Here is a 15,418-nt window from a genome sequence, read left to right as displayed (position 1 = left end):
TTACAGCAAACCTCAACCTCTACTAGAGGTTAGAAATGGGACCGTGGAAGGAGTGGCTCGAAGCCAATGCACAAAATCGCCGCCGAGCTGCGCCACCGCGAGCTTACGCAAGAGATTTATAATATCGGCGACGAAGTCGCAGAATATCTCGAGCACCTCATTGAAGCCATCGAGGATTGGGACGAAGAGCTGTGCATGGATTGCCTGGCTGAGCTGGGCGATATCGTCGAAGATGCTCGCGTTGATTCCGGCCGGTGTGTAGGCGAGCTGATGGGCCTGCGCCAAGCATTGGTTTCCGGCGTGCGCTCCGGCACGATTTCCGCCGCTTCTTCCGGTGTGAACGACGTGGAAGAGCCGGAACAACTCACCCCGCGGCTGCTGGATGAGCGATTCCCCATCTCCAAGCCCATTGTGGTGCACGAGCTGGCCCAGTCCCTGCGTTACCGTACCCAGGCCGTGGCGGATTACCTGCGCGAGGTAGTCGAGTACGTGCTTGCGCAAACCGACGCCGTGGCCCGCAACCTCGACATGGTCTCCCTGCCGCACCTGTACAAGTGCACCGGCGAGTCCGCCCTCATCGCGGTGCAAGCGTGGAAGCACACGGTGCTTGATACCCACCCGGCCTATGTGCGCACGATGCGAGGGCATAACCCGCCGCAGTTCTTGGAGGAGCGTGCCCGCGTAGCGGCGGTGGTGGAAAAGGTTCGCGCCAAGCGCGAGGCGGCTCGCCGGGCTACAACTGCATAAATTATTGAGGCTTCCTTGTTTTAGACAAGGGGATGTTCACGGCCACCGAGATTCCCTCTCTCGGTGGCCGTTGAAGTTTCCAGTGGATTTATGCGTGGATTTCCGGAGGGATCTGCCCCAATTCGGGTAGGCATTTAGGAGAATTTTAGGTTAACAGCCGTTTCAGATGGTCCACGTTATGCCTGTTCAGCTGGTTGGTCCTGTGGCCAGCGATGTTGTTGCTAGGTCACCCTTAAAATTTAAGTAGAAAATACTCTTAGTGCGCTGTAAGGTATTTTCCGTCCACGCGAACGCCGTGCCCTAGCATCATCCACACGCGGCGCGCGCAATTAAATTCTTCAACCATATCTACAGGGAGTCAAACCATGGGCGCACGCCGAACTTCTCGCCTCATTGCCAGCGCAGTGGCCGTAGCCACCTTCTCTTCGATTACCGTTGTTCCTACCGCCGTCGCTGCCGAGGACACTACCTTCGTCGAAGAAAAGACCACCGACGATACCGTAAGCCTCAATGGCATCGAATTCGATGAAGAAGGCAATCTGCTCGAGAAAAACAACGCCGGCGATAAGGCGATGAAAGAACTCGACGCGGAAGACGATGCCGCCGATTCCATCACCCCATATGCTGTAGATGGTGCCGAGGAAGCCACCGAGACTCCGGCCCCCGAGAAGCCTGCAAAGCCGACCTCTCTTGATGAGCTCGCACAGACCGAGGCCTCCAATGGCGACGTGAACGTCAAGGTGGTTAAAGACGAAAAGAAGGACCAGCTGGTCTGTGAGGTGACTGATGCCCCTGAAAAGGAAGGCAACCTGCTCGACCTCAAGCTTGCCCTAGCTAAGGCCTTCTACGATGGCGGCGAGAAGATTATCAAGACCGTCTGGGAAATCATCCCGGTAGTCGGTGACCTGGTTCCGGCCGATTTCATCGATAAGATTTCCGGTAAGACCTGGGATGGCATTGCCAAGCTGGTCAAGGAAGGCGAGAAAGACAAGACCGTTACCTGGGACCTTTCCCGTGCCCAAGGCATGGCCATCGGACGTATCGATAATGCCGATGCCGATGTTGATATGAACAACCCGGATGCCGCTAAGAAGACCGTATCCGGCCTGCTCAAGTTCGCAGACGGTACCTTTGGCAAGGGAACCAAGGTTATCTTGAAGCTCTTTAATGCAGCCGTTACCATCGCCGGCTTGGTTCCAGGTGCGAACGTCGCTGGCGACCTGAAGCTGAGCAAGGATCAGCAGAAGAGCATCGAAGACTCCCTGAACAATATCTCTACGGCGGCCTCCGACCTGGCAGCCGTCAACGCTCCGGCCGGCCAGCTGTGCTCCGATATGCTCAACGGCAAGAAGACCAAGGATCAGCCTGCTGAGGTCGATCCTTCCGAGGAACCTTCCTCCGAGGAAACCACTCCTGAGGAGTCCACCGAGCCTTCTACCAGCGAGGCTGTCGTTGTTCCCGGCAAGGATGGCCAGGATGGCGTAGATGGCCAGGACGGCCGCGACGGTCGCGACGGCCGTGACGGACGCGATGGTCGCGACGGTATCAACGGCAAGGATGGCAAGGACGCGGACCTATCTTCCGTGGCCGGCTTCTCCTTCCTTGCAGCCCTGGTAGGTGGCGGCACGGTACTGGGCATTCTGTCTGCCGTTGACTACCTCTACACCCATGGCATGCTGCCGAAGAACAGCGTCCCATGGCGCATCAACCAGTAAGACCATTCTCTTAGGTCTTTAGCTGGAATCGGTAAAGCCTCCACGAGCATGTTCTCGGGGAGGCTCTTTCGATCTGTAGTCATTGTTGCGTCGCATCCCGAGAAATATTCTCGCACCCTCCCTTCGCGCTCACCGGCGCGGCAGATTTCGTCGCGAAAGTGCTGCCGGTGAGCGCGAATGGCAGGGGAGGGAAAGATAGGGGAGAGGAAGTCAGATGTGGCGGCAGGTAGAAACCGCGGACTTAAGCGGAACGGGCGGCCTTCTGCCCAGCGGAGACGGTGGCGGTGAGGTCGGACAGAAAACGGTCGGGGTGGTCGACGAGCTGTCTCGGGGAATAACAAAGGACGGTGAATCCCGCCTTTCGTAGGAGCTGGTGACGCTCGCGTTGGTGGGGCAGCGCCTTCGCAGAGACGATGTCAACGAGATAGGCGTTGTTGATACACAGAGCGGGCGTGATGCCGGGAAGAGCTTTGAACTGTGCTTTGAAGAAAATAGGCCACGGGAAATCAGCCTCAATGATAAGGGCGCGGGCAAAGGACTCATACGGAGAACGGGAAAGCTCAGAGGCGTGGTGGATCACAGCGCGAACGATGCGGCTATTGCGCACCCTTCCCATGCCGGCGAATTCTTGAGTGAGTTCTTCCCGGCTTACCCCGGCGCGTAGCGCCGAGTCCGCAGCGATGAGGCCATCGCGGAAGCCGTGGTAGCGGGCGATATCGATAACCGCCCGGGCTTTGGAAACACAGCGGGTGCCGTCCACGAGGACAGGTTCAGGCAGGGAAGCCTTGCGGTAGATGCGCTCGGGGCGGCGGCGGTCTTTGTGGGGGAGCGTATTGGTGGGAAGTGCCATCTCAATCTGTTCCTCGGCCGTGGCGATGACCCACAGGCCATGTACTCGGGCGGCGGATTTGGAGATGAGTACTGCGGTATAAGCGCTGCGAGCGGCGGCGATGGCGCGCAGGCGCAGTTGGGACGGGAAATCGAGGCAATGATAGTGATCGCGCCGGACAGCGATGCGCGGTGCGAGCTTAAGGTAGGTGCCGTTTTTCAGGTCGGTCCAAAAGGTGGGGTGGTTGGCGCGGATGGAATCGATATTGGTCAGTGGTGTTGTCATGCCTTTAAGCAAAGGGCACGCTTCTGGCCGGCGCGAGGAAGTAACGGCCGGGCTTGTGGATAACGGGGAGGCTGCGATGGGCAAGTGCTCAAAGTGGCAGCTGAGGCAAGCCGTGGGCGAACTTGTCCACAAGGAGGAGAGGATGGACTTGCGCGAGGGCGGGAAATAGGAAAGCCCGCGCCGGCAAAAAGGGGCGGGCGCGGGCGGGGACGAGCGGGACTTAGACGGCCGGGGGAGGGGTGACCTTGTCTAGCTGCTCGGTAATCTGCGGCCACAGCTGGCCCATGATGTCGTCCCAGGTAAGGATCCACACGGCATTGTCCTTATCGGCCTTACCCACCATGACGAGCTGCTCGTTGCGGGCCCGCATATGGTCCAAGGTCTTTTGCACGGTAGTAGAAGAAGACACGGACAGGGCGGGGCGGGAGAACTCGAGGACCGGGGTCTCCGGAGCTGCCAGCAAGGTATCGCGCACGTGGACTACGCGGGGAACGCGGGAGTCCTTAGGAAAGACCAGTACGCGCATGATGTTCTTGCGCACGACGAGGTCCTGGAGATCGTCCACGGTGGCGTCGGAAGGCAGGGGCACTACCTCGGAGCCATGGGCGCGGGCCATGGCGCCAACGGTGGAGTTTTCCAACTCGATGACATCGGAAATCTGGTTGGCGGAGTCATCATCCAATGCGCCGGTTTCGCGGGAATGCTCGACCAAGGTACGCAGGGTCTCGGCATCGTAGCCGGCCGCACCGGCACGATCGACGGGCTCTTCGCCCGCCATGGCCACGAGCTTGTTGGCCATGACGTTGATCCACTTCAGCAGCGGGCGGAAGATCCACACGAAGCCACGTGCGGGGACCGCGATGAACTGCAGGGCGGTCTCCGGGTGGGTAATCGCCCAGGACTTCGGCGCCATCTCACCGAGTACGAGGTGGAGGAAGGTGACGATGAAGAGGGCGAGGAGGAAACTGACGACGTCGGCAATGCCCAGCGGCAGGCCCGCGGCCTCCAGCGGCGCCATGAGCAGGTGGTGCACCCAGGGCTTGGTTACAGCACCGAGCACAAAGGTGGCGGCGGTAATGCCCAGCTGCGCGCCGGCGAGCATGATGGTCAGCTCATTGAGCGAGCGCAGGCCGGCGCGGGCGGTGCGGGAGTTTTCCGCATCCTCTTCCAAACGGTTGCGGCGAGCGCCCATCAAGGAGAACTCGATAATCACAAAGAAGCCGGAAGCGGCGATGATGAGCAGGGTAACAAGGAGGTTAAACCACCAAGATTCGGTCATTATGCATCCTCCTTCTCATCGTCATCATCGGAGTGGTCGGAGTAATCCTCCACCAGCTCGATGGCAAGGACGGACGGCACGTGGCGGTCCACCTCTTGCACCCGCAGGCGGATGGAGCGAACGGGCGCCTCATCGTGGTCCACCCAGTCATCGGGCTCGGCTTCGAGCTGGATGGTGTGTTCCTCGCCTACCTCGGGCAGCGCACCGGAGTGGGCGATGATGAGGCCGGCGACGGTCTCGAAGTCGCCCTCAGGCAGGTCGTGGCCGATGGCGCGCTCGATCTCATCAATTGGCGTATCGCCGTCGACTAACCAGTGGGAATCGTCCTGCTCGGTGATTTCCTCGGTTTCTTCGATATCGTGCTCATCGGTGACATCGCCCAAGATTTCCTCGGCCAAGTCCTCCATGGTCACGATGCCTACGAAGCCACCGTATTCATCGATGACACAGGCCATCTTCTGGTCACTATCGCGCAGCTCGTCCACCACATCCGGCAGCGGCATTAGCTCAGGGACCACCACGGGTTCCTGCATGATACTGGTGGCCTTGGTGGCGGCGGGAAGGTCGCTTCCCAGGACGTCGATAAGATGCACCACGCCGACTGGATTGTGCTCATCGTCGATGACGGGGTAGCGCGTGTGGTCGGTAGACATCATCTCGCGGACCTCACCGAGGGTGGTGTCCGGATCAATGACGTCCACGCGGGAGCGTGGGATCATGGCGTGCTCAACGTCGTGCTCGGGGAAGTCCAGCAGGCGGTCGAGCACCATGTAGGTATTTTCATCCAGATCGCCAGCCTCGTGGGAGGAATCCACGATGGATTCCAGGTCATCGGCGGTGGCAGAGGAATCGACGTCTTCCACCGGTTCGATGCCAAAGACCTTGAGGATGGCATTGGAAGAGTACTCGAAGAAGTGGATGAGCCAGCCAAATAGTCGCAGGTAGAGCTGCGTGGATGCGGCCAGCCAGCGCGCCGTCTTCATGGGGGCGGCGATGGTGTAGTTCTTAGGGAAGAGCTCTGCAAACAGCATCGTCGCAATCGTGGAGATGAAAAGCGCCGCGATGGTGCCCACGGTGACAGACACCGCGGACGGAATACCGACGCCGCCGAGTAACGTACCTAGTCCTTGGCCTACGAGCGGCTCGGCCACATAGCCGATGAGCAGGCCGGTAATCGTAATACCGAGCTGCGCGCCGGAGAGCATGAAGGAGGTCTGCTGGGTAATAGCCAGCGCGCGTTGGGCTGTCTTATCCCCCTCAGCAGCCTGGGTCCGCAGTTGCGTGCGGTCCACGGACATAAAGGAAAATTCTTGGGCCACGAAGTATGCGTTCGCGACGATGATGAGGCCAATGACTACGAAGCCGGCCAGGATCATCACAATAGCCGATAACATGATTTACTCCCCACCGCCTAGAAGGAGGTAGGGACATCGACTCGGAGGTTCCACTGAGGGTGCCTTTCTACTTGGGAAGATGGAAACATACTACATGCTCAACCCCGCTTTCGGCCATTTTGTTCCCGGCCTATTAGGGTTTTATCCATGACTGAACCCTTCGGGCTGTATATCCACGTTCCTTTCTGTGCCACTCGTTGCGGGTATTGCGATTTCAATACCTATACCCCGGGCGAGCTTGGCAGCTCGCGCGATCTCACCGGGCCCTACCTGGATGCCTTGGACCGCGAGCTGGAATTGGCGGCCGCGCGCGTGGGCCGCCCGGCCGAGACCGTCTTCATTGGCGGCGGCACGCCCTCGCTGCTGGGAGGGCAGGGCCTGAGCCGCATCCTGAACACCGTCCGTTCCACCTTCGGCCTGGAACCTGGGGCGGAGGTCACCACCGAATCCAACCCGGAGTCCACCTCACCGGAGTATTTTGCCCAGCTTGCCGACGCCGGCTATACCCGCATCAGCCTCGGCATGCAGTCCGCCTCCCCCGGCGTTCTCCAAGTCCTAGAACGCGCCCACACCCCTGGACGCGCCTTCGCCGCCGCTCGCGAGGCACGCGCCGCTGGCTTCGAGCACGTCAACCTGGACATGATTTATGGCACGCCCACCGAAACGGATGACAATGTGCGCGAAACGCTCGACCGAGTGCTAGAGACGGGCGTGGACCACGTCAGCGCTTATTCGCTCATCGTGGAAGACGGCACCCGCATGGCGCGCAAGGTCAATAAAGGTATCCTGCCCACCCCCGATGAGGACGTGCTGGCACGGCGCTATGAGATGATTTCCTCCACCCTCGAGTCAGAAGGCTTCGAGTGGTACGAGGTCTCCAACTGGTCCAAGCCCGGCGGCGAGTGCGAGCACAACCGCATCTACTGGGTAGACGGCAATTGGTGGGGTGCAGGCCCAGGCGCCCACTCGCATTTGGGCAATGAGCGCTTCTTTAACGTTAAGCATCCCTCGCGCTATATCGACGCCCTTGGTCGCGACGAGCTGCCCATCAAAGAAACCGAGACGCTTACCGACGCCGACCGCCACATGGAGAAAATCATGCTCGGCCTGCGCCTGCGCGAGGGCATCCCGGAGGCCTGGCTCGATGCCCACGCCGCCCCCGCCCTCGAGCGCTTTATCGGCCGCGGCCTGCTCGAGCGCGCCGACGATCGCGTACGCATCACCAAGCCCGGCCGCCTGCTAGCCGATGGCATCATCACCGATCTCCTCGTCGCCGAAGAAACCTAATCCTCGTTCCCAGACCTTTAGACTTAGTCCAGTAGAAACCAAACCAGTTAGTTTTGACTCAGTCGATGAGAAACCTGTTATTCCGCTATTTTCTTGTTAGTCTTTTGCCGTGACTGGCGGACTGGTTCCTTCAGGCGCAAGCTTCTTCCAAGCTCGCTGGGATCGAGCTACGCCAGCTGAAAGAGACTATCTCAGTGCCATGGCAGCCTTAGGCGATGGTTCAGCGGAAACGAAAGAAATCGGTGAACGTCTGGGGAAGGATAATAAAGCTCTTGGTCCGGTGCGGGCTAAGCTCATAAACAAAGGTCTCATTTATTCCCCTGAGCACGGTAAAGTCAGGTACACCGTCCCGAACTTTAAAGAATTTATCATTCGCCGAAGCGAATAGGAGCGCCATATTGTCTACCTCAACCGATGCCCGCCGCAAGGAAGTCCTGCGCGCCATCGTGGCGGACTATATTGCCTCCCAGGAACCAGTTGGCTCTAAGTCGCTCTTGGAGCGCTACCAATTGGGCGTCTCCTCGGCCACCATCCGCAATGACATGGCCGTGCTCGAATCCCAGGGCCTTATCTCCCAGCAGCACGCCAGCTCCGGCCGCGTGCCCACCCAGCAGGGCTACCGCCACTTTGTCGATTCCCTCCACGAGGTCAAGCCCCTTTCGGCCCCGGAGCGCCGCGCGATGCTCAACTTCTTGGAAGGCGGCGTCGACTTGGAGGACGTGCTGCGCCGCTCGGTGCAGTTATTGGCGCAGGTAACAAAGCAGGCGGCCGTCGTCCAGCTGCCCAACCTCAAGGTCTCGCGTGTTAAGCACTGTGAGGTAGTGGCGCTATCCCCGGTGCGCCTTCTGCTGGTGCTTATCACCGATAACGGCCGCGTGGACCAGCGCAATGTGGAGCTCGATGAAATCATCGACCAAGACCAGACCTTCCGCCTGCGCGACATCGTCAATAGTGCGCTGGTGGGCAAGACGCTTAGCGACGCCTCCGTGGAACTTGCCCACCTCGTCGACGACGCCCCCTTGGATATCCGCCACCACGTGCTCAAGGTGGCCACCACGCTCATCGAGACCCTGGTGGAGCAGCCCTCCGACCGGCTGATTATGGCCGGCGCCTCCAATCTCACGCGCGTGGCGCGCGAGTTTCCAGAAGGTTTACCCAAGATTATTGAGGCGCTAGAGGAACAGGTCGTCGTCCTCAAGCTGCTCGCCCGCGTGCCGGATCTCGGCAACGTCTCCGTGGTCATCGGCGAGGAAAACGAGGAAGACCAGCTGCGCCAAGCCTCCGTGGTAGCCACGGGCTATGGCCTCGGCACCGGCGATGAGGTGGCCACACTCGGCGGCCTTGGCGTGGTGGGGCCTACCTTTATGGATTACTCGGGAACAATTTCTAAGGTCTCTGCCGTTGCACGGTATGTGAGCGAAATTTTGGCCGGCGAGCAGTGCGAGTAAACTGGCTGGCCGCGCATTATTTTTTCAAGTTAACCCCAACAAGACGAATTAGAAGGAATATCTCTTACAGTGGCTCGTGACTATTACGGCATCCTCGGTGTTGATAAAAACGCAACTGACCAGGAGATTAAGAAGGCCTACCGCAAAATGGCCCGCAAGTATCACCCGGATCTGAACCCGGATGATGACGCTGCCGCGGAAAAGTTCCGCGATGCCGCGCTGGCCCAGGAGGTCCTGCTGGATCCGCAAAAGCGCCAGATCGTGGACATGGGCGGCGACCCCATGGAGCAGGGTGGCGGCGGTGCCGGCGCCGGTGGCTTTGGCGGCTTCGGTGGCGGCGGCCTCGGCGATATCTTCGCCGAGTTCTTCGGCGGCGGTGCCGGCGGTTCCCGCGGCCCGAAGTCCCGCGTCCAGCCGGGCAACGATGCCCTGCTGCGCACCCGCATCACTTTGGAGGAGGCCTACACCGGCCTGAAGAAGAAGGTCACCGTGGATACCGCGGTGCTGTGCGATAGCTGCGGCGGCACCGGCTCCGAGTCCAAGGCCAAGCCGGTTACCTGTGATAACTGCAATGGCATGGGTGAAATCCAGGAGATGCAGCGCAGCTTCTTGGGCAACGTCATGACCACCCGCCCGTGCCCGAAGTGCCAGGGCTTCGGCGAGGTCATTACTGATCCGTGCAACCACTGCGCCGGCGATGGCCGCGTGAAGAAGCGCCGCGATCTCACCGTGAATATCCCGGCCGGCATCAATGATGGCATGCGCATTCGTATGGCCTCCCAGGGCGAGGTCGGCCACGGCGGCGGCCCAGCCGGCGACCTCTACGTTGAGGTCCACACGGAGGAGCACCCCGTCTTCCAGCGCAACGCCGATGACCTGAACCTCACCGTGCGCGTGCCGATGATTGACGCCGCCTTGGGTACCAACTTCACCATCGACCAGCTCAATGGCGAAGAGCTCACCATCGACATCGAGCCGGGCACCCAGCCGGGCGAGTCCATCAAGGTCGACGGCGCCGGCATGCCGCGCCTGCGCACCGATGGCTACGGCAACCTCTTTGCCCACGTGGACGTCGTTGTGCCGAAGGACCTGGACCGCAAGACCCGCGAGGCCCTGGAGAAGATCCGCAATTCCCGCGACGAAGGCGCGCGCGTGCGCACCACCGGCGACGGCCAAGAGGAATCCTTCTTCAGCCGCCTCCGCGATAAGTTCCGCCGCTAATGTCGCTGCCCGTCTTCATCCACCCGGATCTTTCCGCCGCGCGCACCGGCGAGGCTTTCAGCTTCTCCGGCCCGGAGGCCCGCCATGCCGTGACGGTCAAGCGCATGGGGGAGGGCGAGCGCCTCGAGCTTATCGACGGCACCGGTACCCGCCTTACCCTCACCATCACCGCTACCTCGGGCAAGGACTCCCTGGAGGGCACGGTCGACTCCATTGACACCGCGCCCGAGCCCACCCCGCGGGTGAGCGTGGTGCAGGCTATCCCGAAGTCCGAGCGCGCCGAGCTCGCGGTGGATCTTGCCACCCAAGCCGGCGCCGATGAGATCATCGCCTGGCAGGCGGATCGCTGCGTGGCTAAATGGGACGGTAAGAAGGCGCCGAAGGCGGTGGCCAAATGGCAGGCGGCCGCCGATTCCGCGGCCAAACAATCCCGCCGCGCCCGCATCCCGCAGGTGCGCGGCCCGCTGACCACCCCGCAGCTCGTTCAAGAGCTCACCGGTCGCCGCGACGGCGCTTCCTCCAACGCACCCACAGTGCTCGTATTGCACGAAGAGGCTACCGCCTCCATCAAAGACGTGCCGCTCACAGAGGACGTCGTCCTGCTCGTCGGCCCCGAGGGCGGCATTGGCGACGCCGAGCTCGATCGCCTCAAAGAAGCCGGTGCCACACCCATCAAGCTCGGCCCGGAAGTGCTGCGCACGGCGAGTGCGGCAATGGTGGCGCTCGCGGCAATCGGCATGCGCACCGAGCGTTGGTAGCAGGCGCTGGTAGCCTAAAGCACGTGCCTATCATCACGAAGAAATGTGAGCTAGATTCCGCCTACGTCAGCAGCGTGCTGGGTAGTGCGGACGATAACCTGCGCGTGCTCAATAACCGCCTGGATGCGGACCTTTTTGCCCGCGGCAATGTCGTTACCGTCACCGGTCCCGACTATGAGGTGGCCCGTGCCGCCAAGATCCTCGATGAGCTCGAGGCCATTGCCCGCCGCGGCCACGCCGTGTCCACCGATACGGTCAAGCACACCATGGACATGGTGGCCGTGGAGGCGCCGCAGTCGGTCTCTGCGGCGCTGGCGGCGGACATCGTTAAGCGCCGCGGCAAGGCCGTCCGCCCGAAGACGGTGGGCCAGTCTGAATACGTGCAGGCCATCGACGATAATACGGTGGTCTTTGGTATTGGACCGGCCGGTTCCGGCAAGACCTACCTGGCGGTGGCCAAGGCCGTGCAGGCCCTGCAGACCAAGCAGGTCTCGCGCATTATCCTCACCCGCCCGGCCGTGGAGGCAGGGGAGAAGCTCGGCTTCTTGCCGGGCACGCTCAATGACAAGATTGACCCGTACCTGCGCCCGCTGTACGACGCCCTGCGGGACATGCTCGACCCAGAAATGATTCCTAAGCTCATGGAAGCCGGCATCATCGAGGTCGCCCCGCTGGCCTATATGCGCGGCCGAACGCTCAATGATGCCTTTGTCATCCTTGACGAGGCCCAAAACACCACGCCCGCGCAGATGAAGATGTTCCTCACCCGCCTGGGCTTTGGCTCCAAAATTGTGGTCACCGGCGATATCTCGCAGGTAGACCTTCCACACGGCCAGGTCTCGGGCCTGCGCATCGTGCGCCGCATCCTACGCAACGTGGATGATATCCACTTCGCGGACCTGGGCTCCAAGGACGTGGTGCGCCACCAGCTGGTCGGGCGCATCGTCAATGCGTACGAGACCTTTGATAATAAGAAAGCCGCTGAATACGAGGGAATGGAATGAGTATCGAGTTTCTCAATGAATCCGGCTTCGAAGGCGTCAACGAGGAGATGCTGATTGACGTCGCCTCTTATGCCTTCGGCGCGATGGACATCAACCCCGATGCCGAGTGCACAATCACCTGCGTGGATTTGAAGACCATTGAGGATCTCCACGTGCGCTGGATGGATCTGGAAGGCCCCACCGATGTCATGAGCTTCCCCATGGATGAGCTCACCCCTGGCGCCATCGCCGGTGGCGGCCGCCCCGATGCCGCCGACCCGGGCCCGGCCATGCTGGGCGATATCGTCCTGTGCCCCGAGTTTGCCCTGCGCCAGGCGGAGGCCGCCGGCCACTCCCTAGGCCACGAGCTGGCCCTGCTTACCGTCCATGGTTGCCTGCACCTGCTGGGCTATGACCACTCCACCCCGGCCGAGGAGAAGGAAATGTTTGGCCGCCAAAACGAGCTGCTCGCGGATTGGTACGACGACGCAGCCGAGCGCGGCGTTTCCTATCAGCCCAAGCCTTCTGGCCCGAAGGCTTTTCCTGACGCTGCCGAGCGCGCCAACCTAGACAAGCAGGTTCCCGGCGGCGGAATCCCTGCGGTGGGCGAGCCACAAGATCGCCCCGAGGAATAATTTTTGTCTTTTCCTTGGTGAGCGCGCGGGCAGCGTAGCACAATGGGTAGCTATGACTATCCTTTCCATCCAGTCCCACGTCACCTACGGCCACGTTGGCAACTCCGCGGCCGTCTTTCCCCTGCAGCGCGCCGGCCATGAGGTATGGCCGGTCCACACGGTGAATTTCTCTAACCACACCGGCTACGGCGACTGGGGCGGACCGATGATTCCAGCCAGCGACGTTACCTCCATCATCGATGGCATTGAAAAGCGCGGCGCCTTCCCGCAGATCGACGCCATCCTTTCGGGCTACCAGGGCGGCGCCGACATTGCCGACGCCATCGTGGAAACCGTCCGCCGCATCAAGGCTGCCAACCCCAAAGCCCTCTACGCCTGCGACCCTGTAATGGGCAATGCCAAGTCCGGCTGCTTCGTCTCCGATGAGATCCCGCCGCTTTTGCGCGACCGCGTCGTGCCCGTCGCCGATATCATCACCCCCAACCAGTTTGAGCTGGGCTACCTCACCGATTCCGAGGTCGGCACACTTGATCAGACCCTCGCCGCAGTAAAGAAGGCGCAGGAAATCGGACCGAAGACCGTGCTGGTTACCTCCGTTAAGCGCCCTGAGACCCCTGAAGACCAGGTGGAGATGCTTGCCGTCGACGGCGACCGCGCCTTCCTCGTGTCCACGCCTCTATTGCCGTTTAAGCGCAATGGTTCCGGCGACGTCACCGCCGCCTTGTTTACCGGCCACTACACCGAGACCAGCGACGTCAAGGAGTCCCTGCGCCGCACCGCCTCCTCCGTCTATGACCTGCTGGAAAACACCTATGAGGCCGAGTCTGCCGAGCTCCGCCTCATTCAGGCGCAGGACGTCTTCGCTCACCCGCGCATGCAGTTCGACGCCGAGGAGCTTTAAACCCTGCGGGGCCCGCTCTCGCGCGTTGGGCTCCGTGAAGTTTGGCCTACTAAAGCTAGGTCCATTCTGATCGAGCTGATCTGAGGGAAAGTACCCCTCAGATCGGCCTTTTCGCCCTCAATTCGGCCCGATCACCTTGGACTTTTCTCCTCTGCTCCCTTAAGAACCCGCACCTACGCCCCCTAGGTCTATCGAGTTTCGGCCGAGCTGAGTAAACCTTCCCCTCAGTTCGGCTCTCTTATTTCATCAAAGGCGGCTCACGATGAGTCTCATATACGAGACTACTTCTCAGGGCGAATAGTGTGACGTACTACCAAAACGCCAGTAATATGGCTCCCGTCACATCATCTACTTTGCGATAGGAGTCCACCATGTCCAGCACCGGCAGCATCAGTGCATCCCCCGACGGCCTGTTGATGGCCCTCATTCAGTATCCCGTTCCGGTGGTCAATACCCCGGAAGACGTCCAGGCTAGCGTGGACGAAATCTGCCGCATGGTGGGTTCCACCAAGGCCGGTTACCCAGACCTCGACCTTATTGTTTTCCCGGAATATTCTTCCTCCGGTCTCAACACCAAGATTTGGTCCTATGATGAATTCCTCATTGGACTCGATGATCCCAAGGTAGATCAGTTCAAGCAGGCTTGTAAGGAAAATGACGTGTGGGGCGTCTTCTCCATCATGGAACCAAACCATGAGGAAGGAAAGCCGCCATTTAATACCGCCATCATCATCAACTCCGATGGTGAAATTGCGCTGCACTACCGCAAGCTCCAGCCGTGGACTCCTATCGAACCGTGGTACCCGGGCGATCTGGGCATGCCGGTTTGCGACGGCCCGAAGGGCTCCAAGCTTGCCGTGAACATTTGCCACGATGGCATGTTCCCTGAGCTTGCTCGCGAGGCTGCATACAAGGGCGCCAACGTTTATATCCGCATCTCTGGCTACTCCACACAGACCCAGGATCAGTGGATCATGACCAATAAGACGAATGCCTTCCAGAACCTGATGTACACCGCATCCGTAAACTTGGCTGGCTACGACAACACCTTCTACTACTTCGGTGAAGGTAACGTCTGCAATTACGACGGCCACATGATTTCTGAGGGCCACCGCAATCCCGGCGAGATCGTCACCGCCGAAATCTTCCCAGAGTTGGCTGACAAGGCCCGTATCAATTGGGGCCTAGAAAACAACATCTTCAACCTGGGCAACCGCGGATACGTGGGCTACCCCGGCGGCAAGACCGACAACTATCTCACCTGGGTCGAGGACTTGGCTAAGGGCAAGTATAAGCTGCCGTGGGCTGACGACGTCCGCATCAAGGATGGCTGGAAGTACTACCCGGACGGCCCGCAGCTTGGACCGCTGCCGGATGAGTTTAAGTAAGCTTCACTAATTTAGCGGCAAGCCCTGCACCCGTTTCGACGGGCGCAGGGCTTTGGCGTTGTCCAGCGTGCGGTCTTTCCCGCTAATACTCGTAGCCTTCTACCGCACCAGTATCGGCATCGGCTGGCGTATCTAACACTGCGTCGGACTCTGGCGTGTATCCAGCATCTACGTCGCCATAGTCATTCAACGAATCTGAATCTGAAGGCGGAAGGCCTCCATTGCACAGCTCGGCCCATTCTTCGGGGTACTTATATCGTCCGTCTAGACTGCCGCACACTCCTTCTGCGCGTGCAGATCGGCGATGAGCGGGAGTATCGCATAGCTCTGTGGGCCTTTGCGTGCCGTCGGAAAATGTACCGATGATGGTCAAATTTCCCGGATCGCAATACAGCAGCTCCGGCTCGGCAGCCGCGGTTTGAGGCTGGGTCTCCGGCTCAGGAGCGGCGCTTTTTGCAGGTTCTTCCGCCATGCTCTCTTCGCTGCTGATGGTAGCGGCAGAAGAGGCCGTACTTGAAGAACTGGTGGCGGATGAAGAAGAGGTAGCC

At 60.4% G+C, this 15,418-nt stretch carries 15 protein-coding genes; 11 read left to right on the top strand and 4 right to left on the bottom strand.

What is annotated here, in order from left to right; all coding sequences use genetic code 11:
- Window positions 1-66: 66 nt before the first annotated feature.
- Complete coding sequence (locus ACP8J1_RS08940) at window positions 67-747, top strand: hypothetical protein (protein WP_023020992.1); 681 nt, start codon at window positions 67-69, stop codon at window positions 745-747.
- 365 nt (window positions 748-1,112) lie between these two features.
- Complete coding sequence (locus ACP8J1_RS08935) at window positions 1,113-2,462, top strand: hypothetical protein (RefSeq protein WP_486696580.1); 1,350 nt, start codon at window positions 1,113-1,115, stop codon at window positions 2,460-2,462.
- A gap of 241 nt (window positions 2,463-2,703) precedes the next feature.
- Here ACP8J1_RS08935 and ACP8J1_RS08930 read toward each other — a convergent pair whose 3' ends face one another.
- From ACP8J1_RS08930 to ACP8J1_RS08920, 3 genes are all read right to left on the bottom strand, one after another.
- Window positions 2,704-3,576 carry a hypothetical protein gene (locus ACP8J1_RS08930; protein WP_023020994.1) on the bottom strand — a complete coding sequence of 291 codons (873 nt, stop codon included), beginning with the start codon at window positions 3,574-3,576 and terminating at the stop codon, window positions 2,704-2,706.
- 220 nt (window positions 3,577-3,796) lie between these two features.
- A complete protein-coding gene (locus tag ACP8J1_RS08925) occupies window positions 3,797-4,855 on the bottom strand; it encodes a CNNM domain-containing protein (protein ID WP_023020995.1) in 1,059 nt (352 codons plus the stop codon).
- The gene (locus tag ACP8J1_RS08920; protein ID WP_023020996.1) at window positions 4,855-6,249 is read right to left on the bottom strand and encodes a hemolysin family protein; all 1,395 of its coding nucleotides are present in this window, start codon (window positions 6,247-6,249) and stop codon (window positions 4,855-4,857) included. The genes ACP8J1_RS08925 and ACP8J1_RS08920 overlap by 1 nt, the downstream gene beginning before the upstream one ends.
- Window positions 6,250-6,396: 147 nt before the next feature.
- Between ACP8J1_RS08920 and hemW the strand changes: the two genes are divergently transcribed.
- The 9 genes from hemW (at window position 6,397) to ACP8J1_RS08875 (ending at window position 14,870) form a co-directional block, all read left to right on the top strand.
- Window positions 6,397-7,536 carry a radical SAM family heme chaperone HemW gene (gene hemW, locus ACP8J1_RS08915; RefSeq protein WP_023020997.1) on the top strand — a complete coding sequence of 380 codons (1,140 nt, stop codon included), beginning with the start codon at window positions 6,397-6,399 and terminating at the stop codon, window positions 7,534-7,536.
- A gap of 109 nt (window positions 7,537-7,645) precedes the next feature.
- Window positions 7,646-7,924: a hypothetical protein gene (locus ACP8J1_RS08910; RefSeq protein WP_232212607.1), complete on the top strand. Its 279-nt coding sequence runs from the start codon at window positions 7,646-7,648 to the stop codon at window positions 7,922-7,924.
- Between the two features lie 10 nt (window positions 7,925-7,934).
- Window positions 7,935-8,984, top strand: a complete 1,050-nt coding sequence (gene hrcA, locus ACP8J1_RS08905; protein WP_023020999.1) for a heat-inducible transcriptional repressor HrcA — start codon at window positions 7,935-7,937, stop codon at window positions 8,982-8,984.
- Window positions 8,985-9,053: 69 nt separating this feature from the next.
- Window positions 9,054-10,205, top strand: a complete 1,152-nt coding sequence (gene dnaJ, locus ACP8J1_RS08900) for a molecular chaperone DnaJ (RefSeq protein ID WP_023021000.1) — start codon at window positions 9,054-9,056, stop codon at window positions 10,203-10,205.
- Complete coding sequence (locus tag ACP8J1_RS08895) at window positions 10,205-10,963, top strand: 16S rRNA (uracil(1498)-N(3))-methyltransferase (protein WP_023021001.1); 759 nt, start codon at window positions 10,205-10,207, stop codon at window positions 10,961-10,963. The genes dnaJ and ACP8J1_RS08895 overlap by 1 nt, the downstream gene beginning before the upstream one ends.
- A 23-nt stretch (window positions 10,964-10,986) precedes the next feature.
- The gene (locus ACP8J1_RS08890; RefSeq protein WP_005326444.1) at window positions 10,987-11,967 is read left to right on the top strand and encodes a PhoH family protein; all 981 of its coding nucleotides are present in this window, start codon (window positions 10,987-10,989) and stop codon (window positions 11,965-11,967) included.
- The gene (ybeY, locus tag ACP8J1_RS08885) at window positions 11,964-12,581 is read left to right on the top strand and encodes an rRNA maturation RNase YbeY (RefSeq protein WP_005326445.1); all 618 of its coding nucleotides are present in this window, start codon (window positions 11,964-11,966) and stop codon (window positions 12,579-12,581) included. Before ACP8J1_RS08890 ends, ybeY begins: the two co-directional genes overlap by 4 nt.
- Before the next feature lie 52 nt (window positions 12,582-12,633).
- Window positions 12,634-13,482, top strand: coding sequence for a pyridoxal kinase PdxY (gene pdxY / locus ACP8J1_RS08880; protein WP_005326446.1), 849 nt, complete (start codon window positions 12,634-12,636; stop codon window positions 13,480-13,482).
- Between the two features lie 371 nt (window positions 13,483-13,853).
- Window positions 13,854-14,870: a formamidase gene (locus tag ACP8J1_RS08875; RefSeq protein ID WP_005326447.1), complete on the top strand. Its 1,017-nt coding sequence runs from the start codon at window positions 13,854-13,856 to the stop codon at window positions 14,868-14,870.
- Window positions 14,871-14,952: 82 nt separating this feature from the next.
- On the opposite strand, the gene ACP8J1_RS08870 is transcribed toward ACP8J1_RS08875, so the two are convergent.
- On the bottom strand, window positions 14,953-15,342 hold the full coding sequence (locus tag ACP8J1_RS08870; RefSeq protein WP_005324208.1) for a hypothetical protein: 390 nt from the start codon (window positions 15,340-15,342) through the stop codon (window positions 14,953-14,955).
- Window positions 15,343-15,418 lie beyond the last annotated feature (76 nt).

Source organism: Corynebacterium sp. LaCa_205 (assembly GCF_057458085.1).
This window is presented reverse-complemented; position numbering and strand designations above follow the sequence as displayed.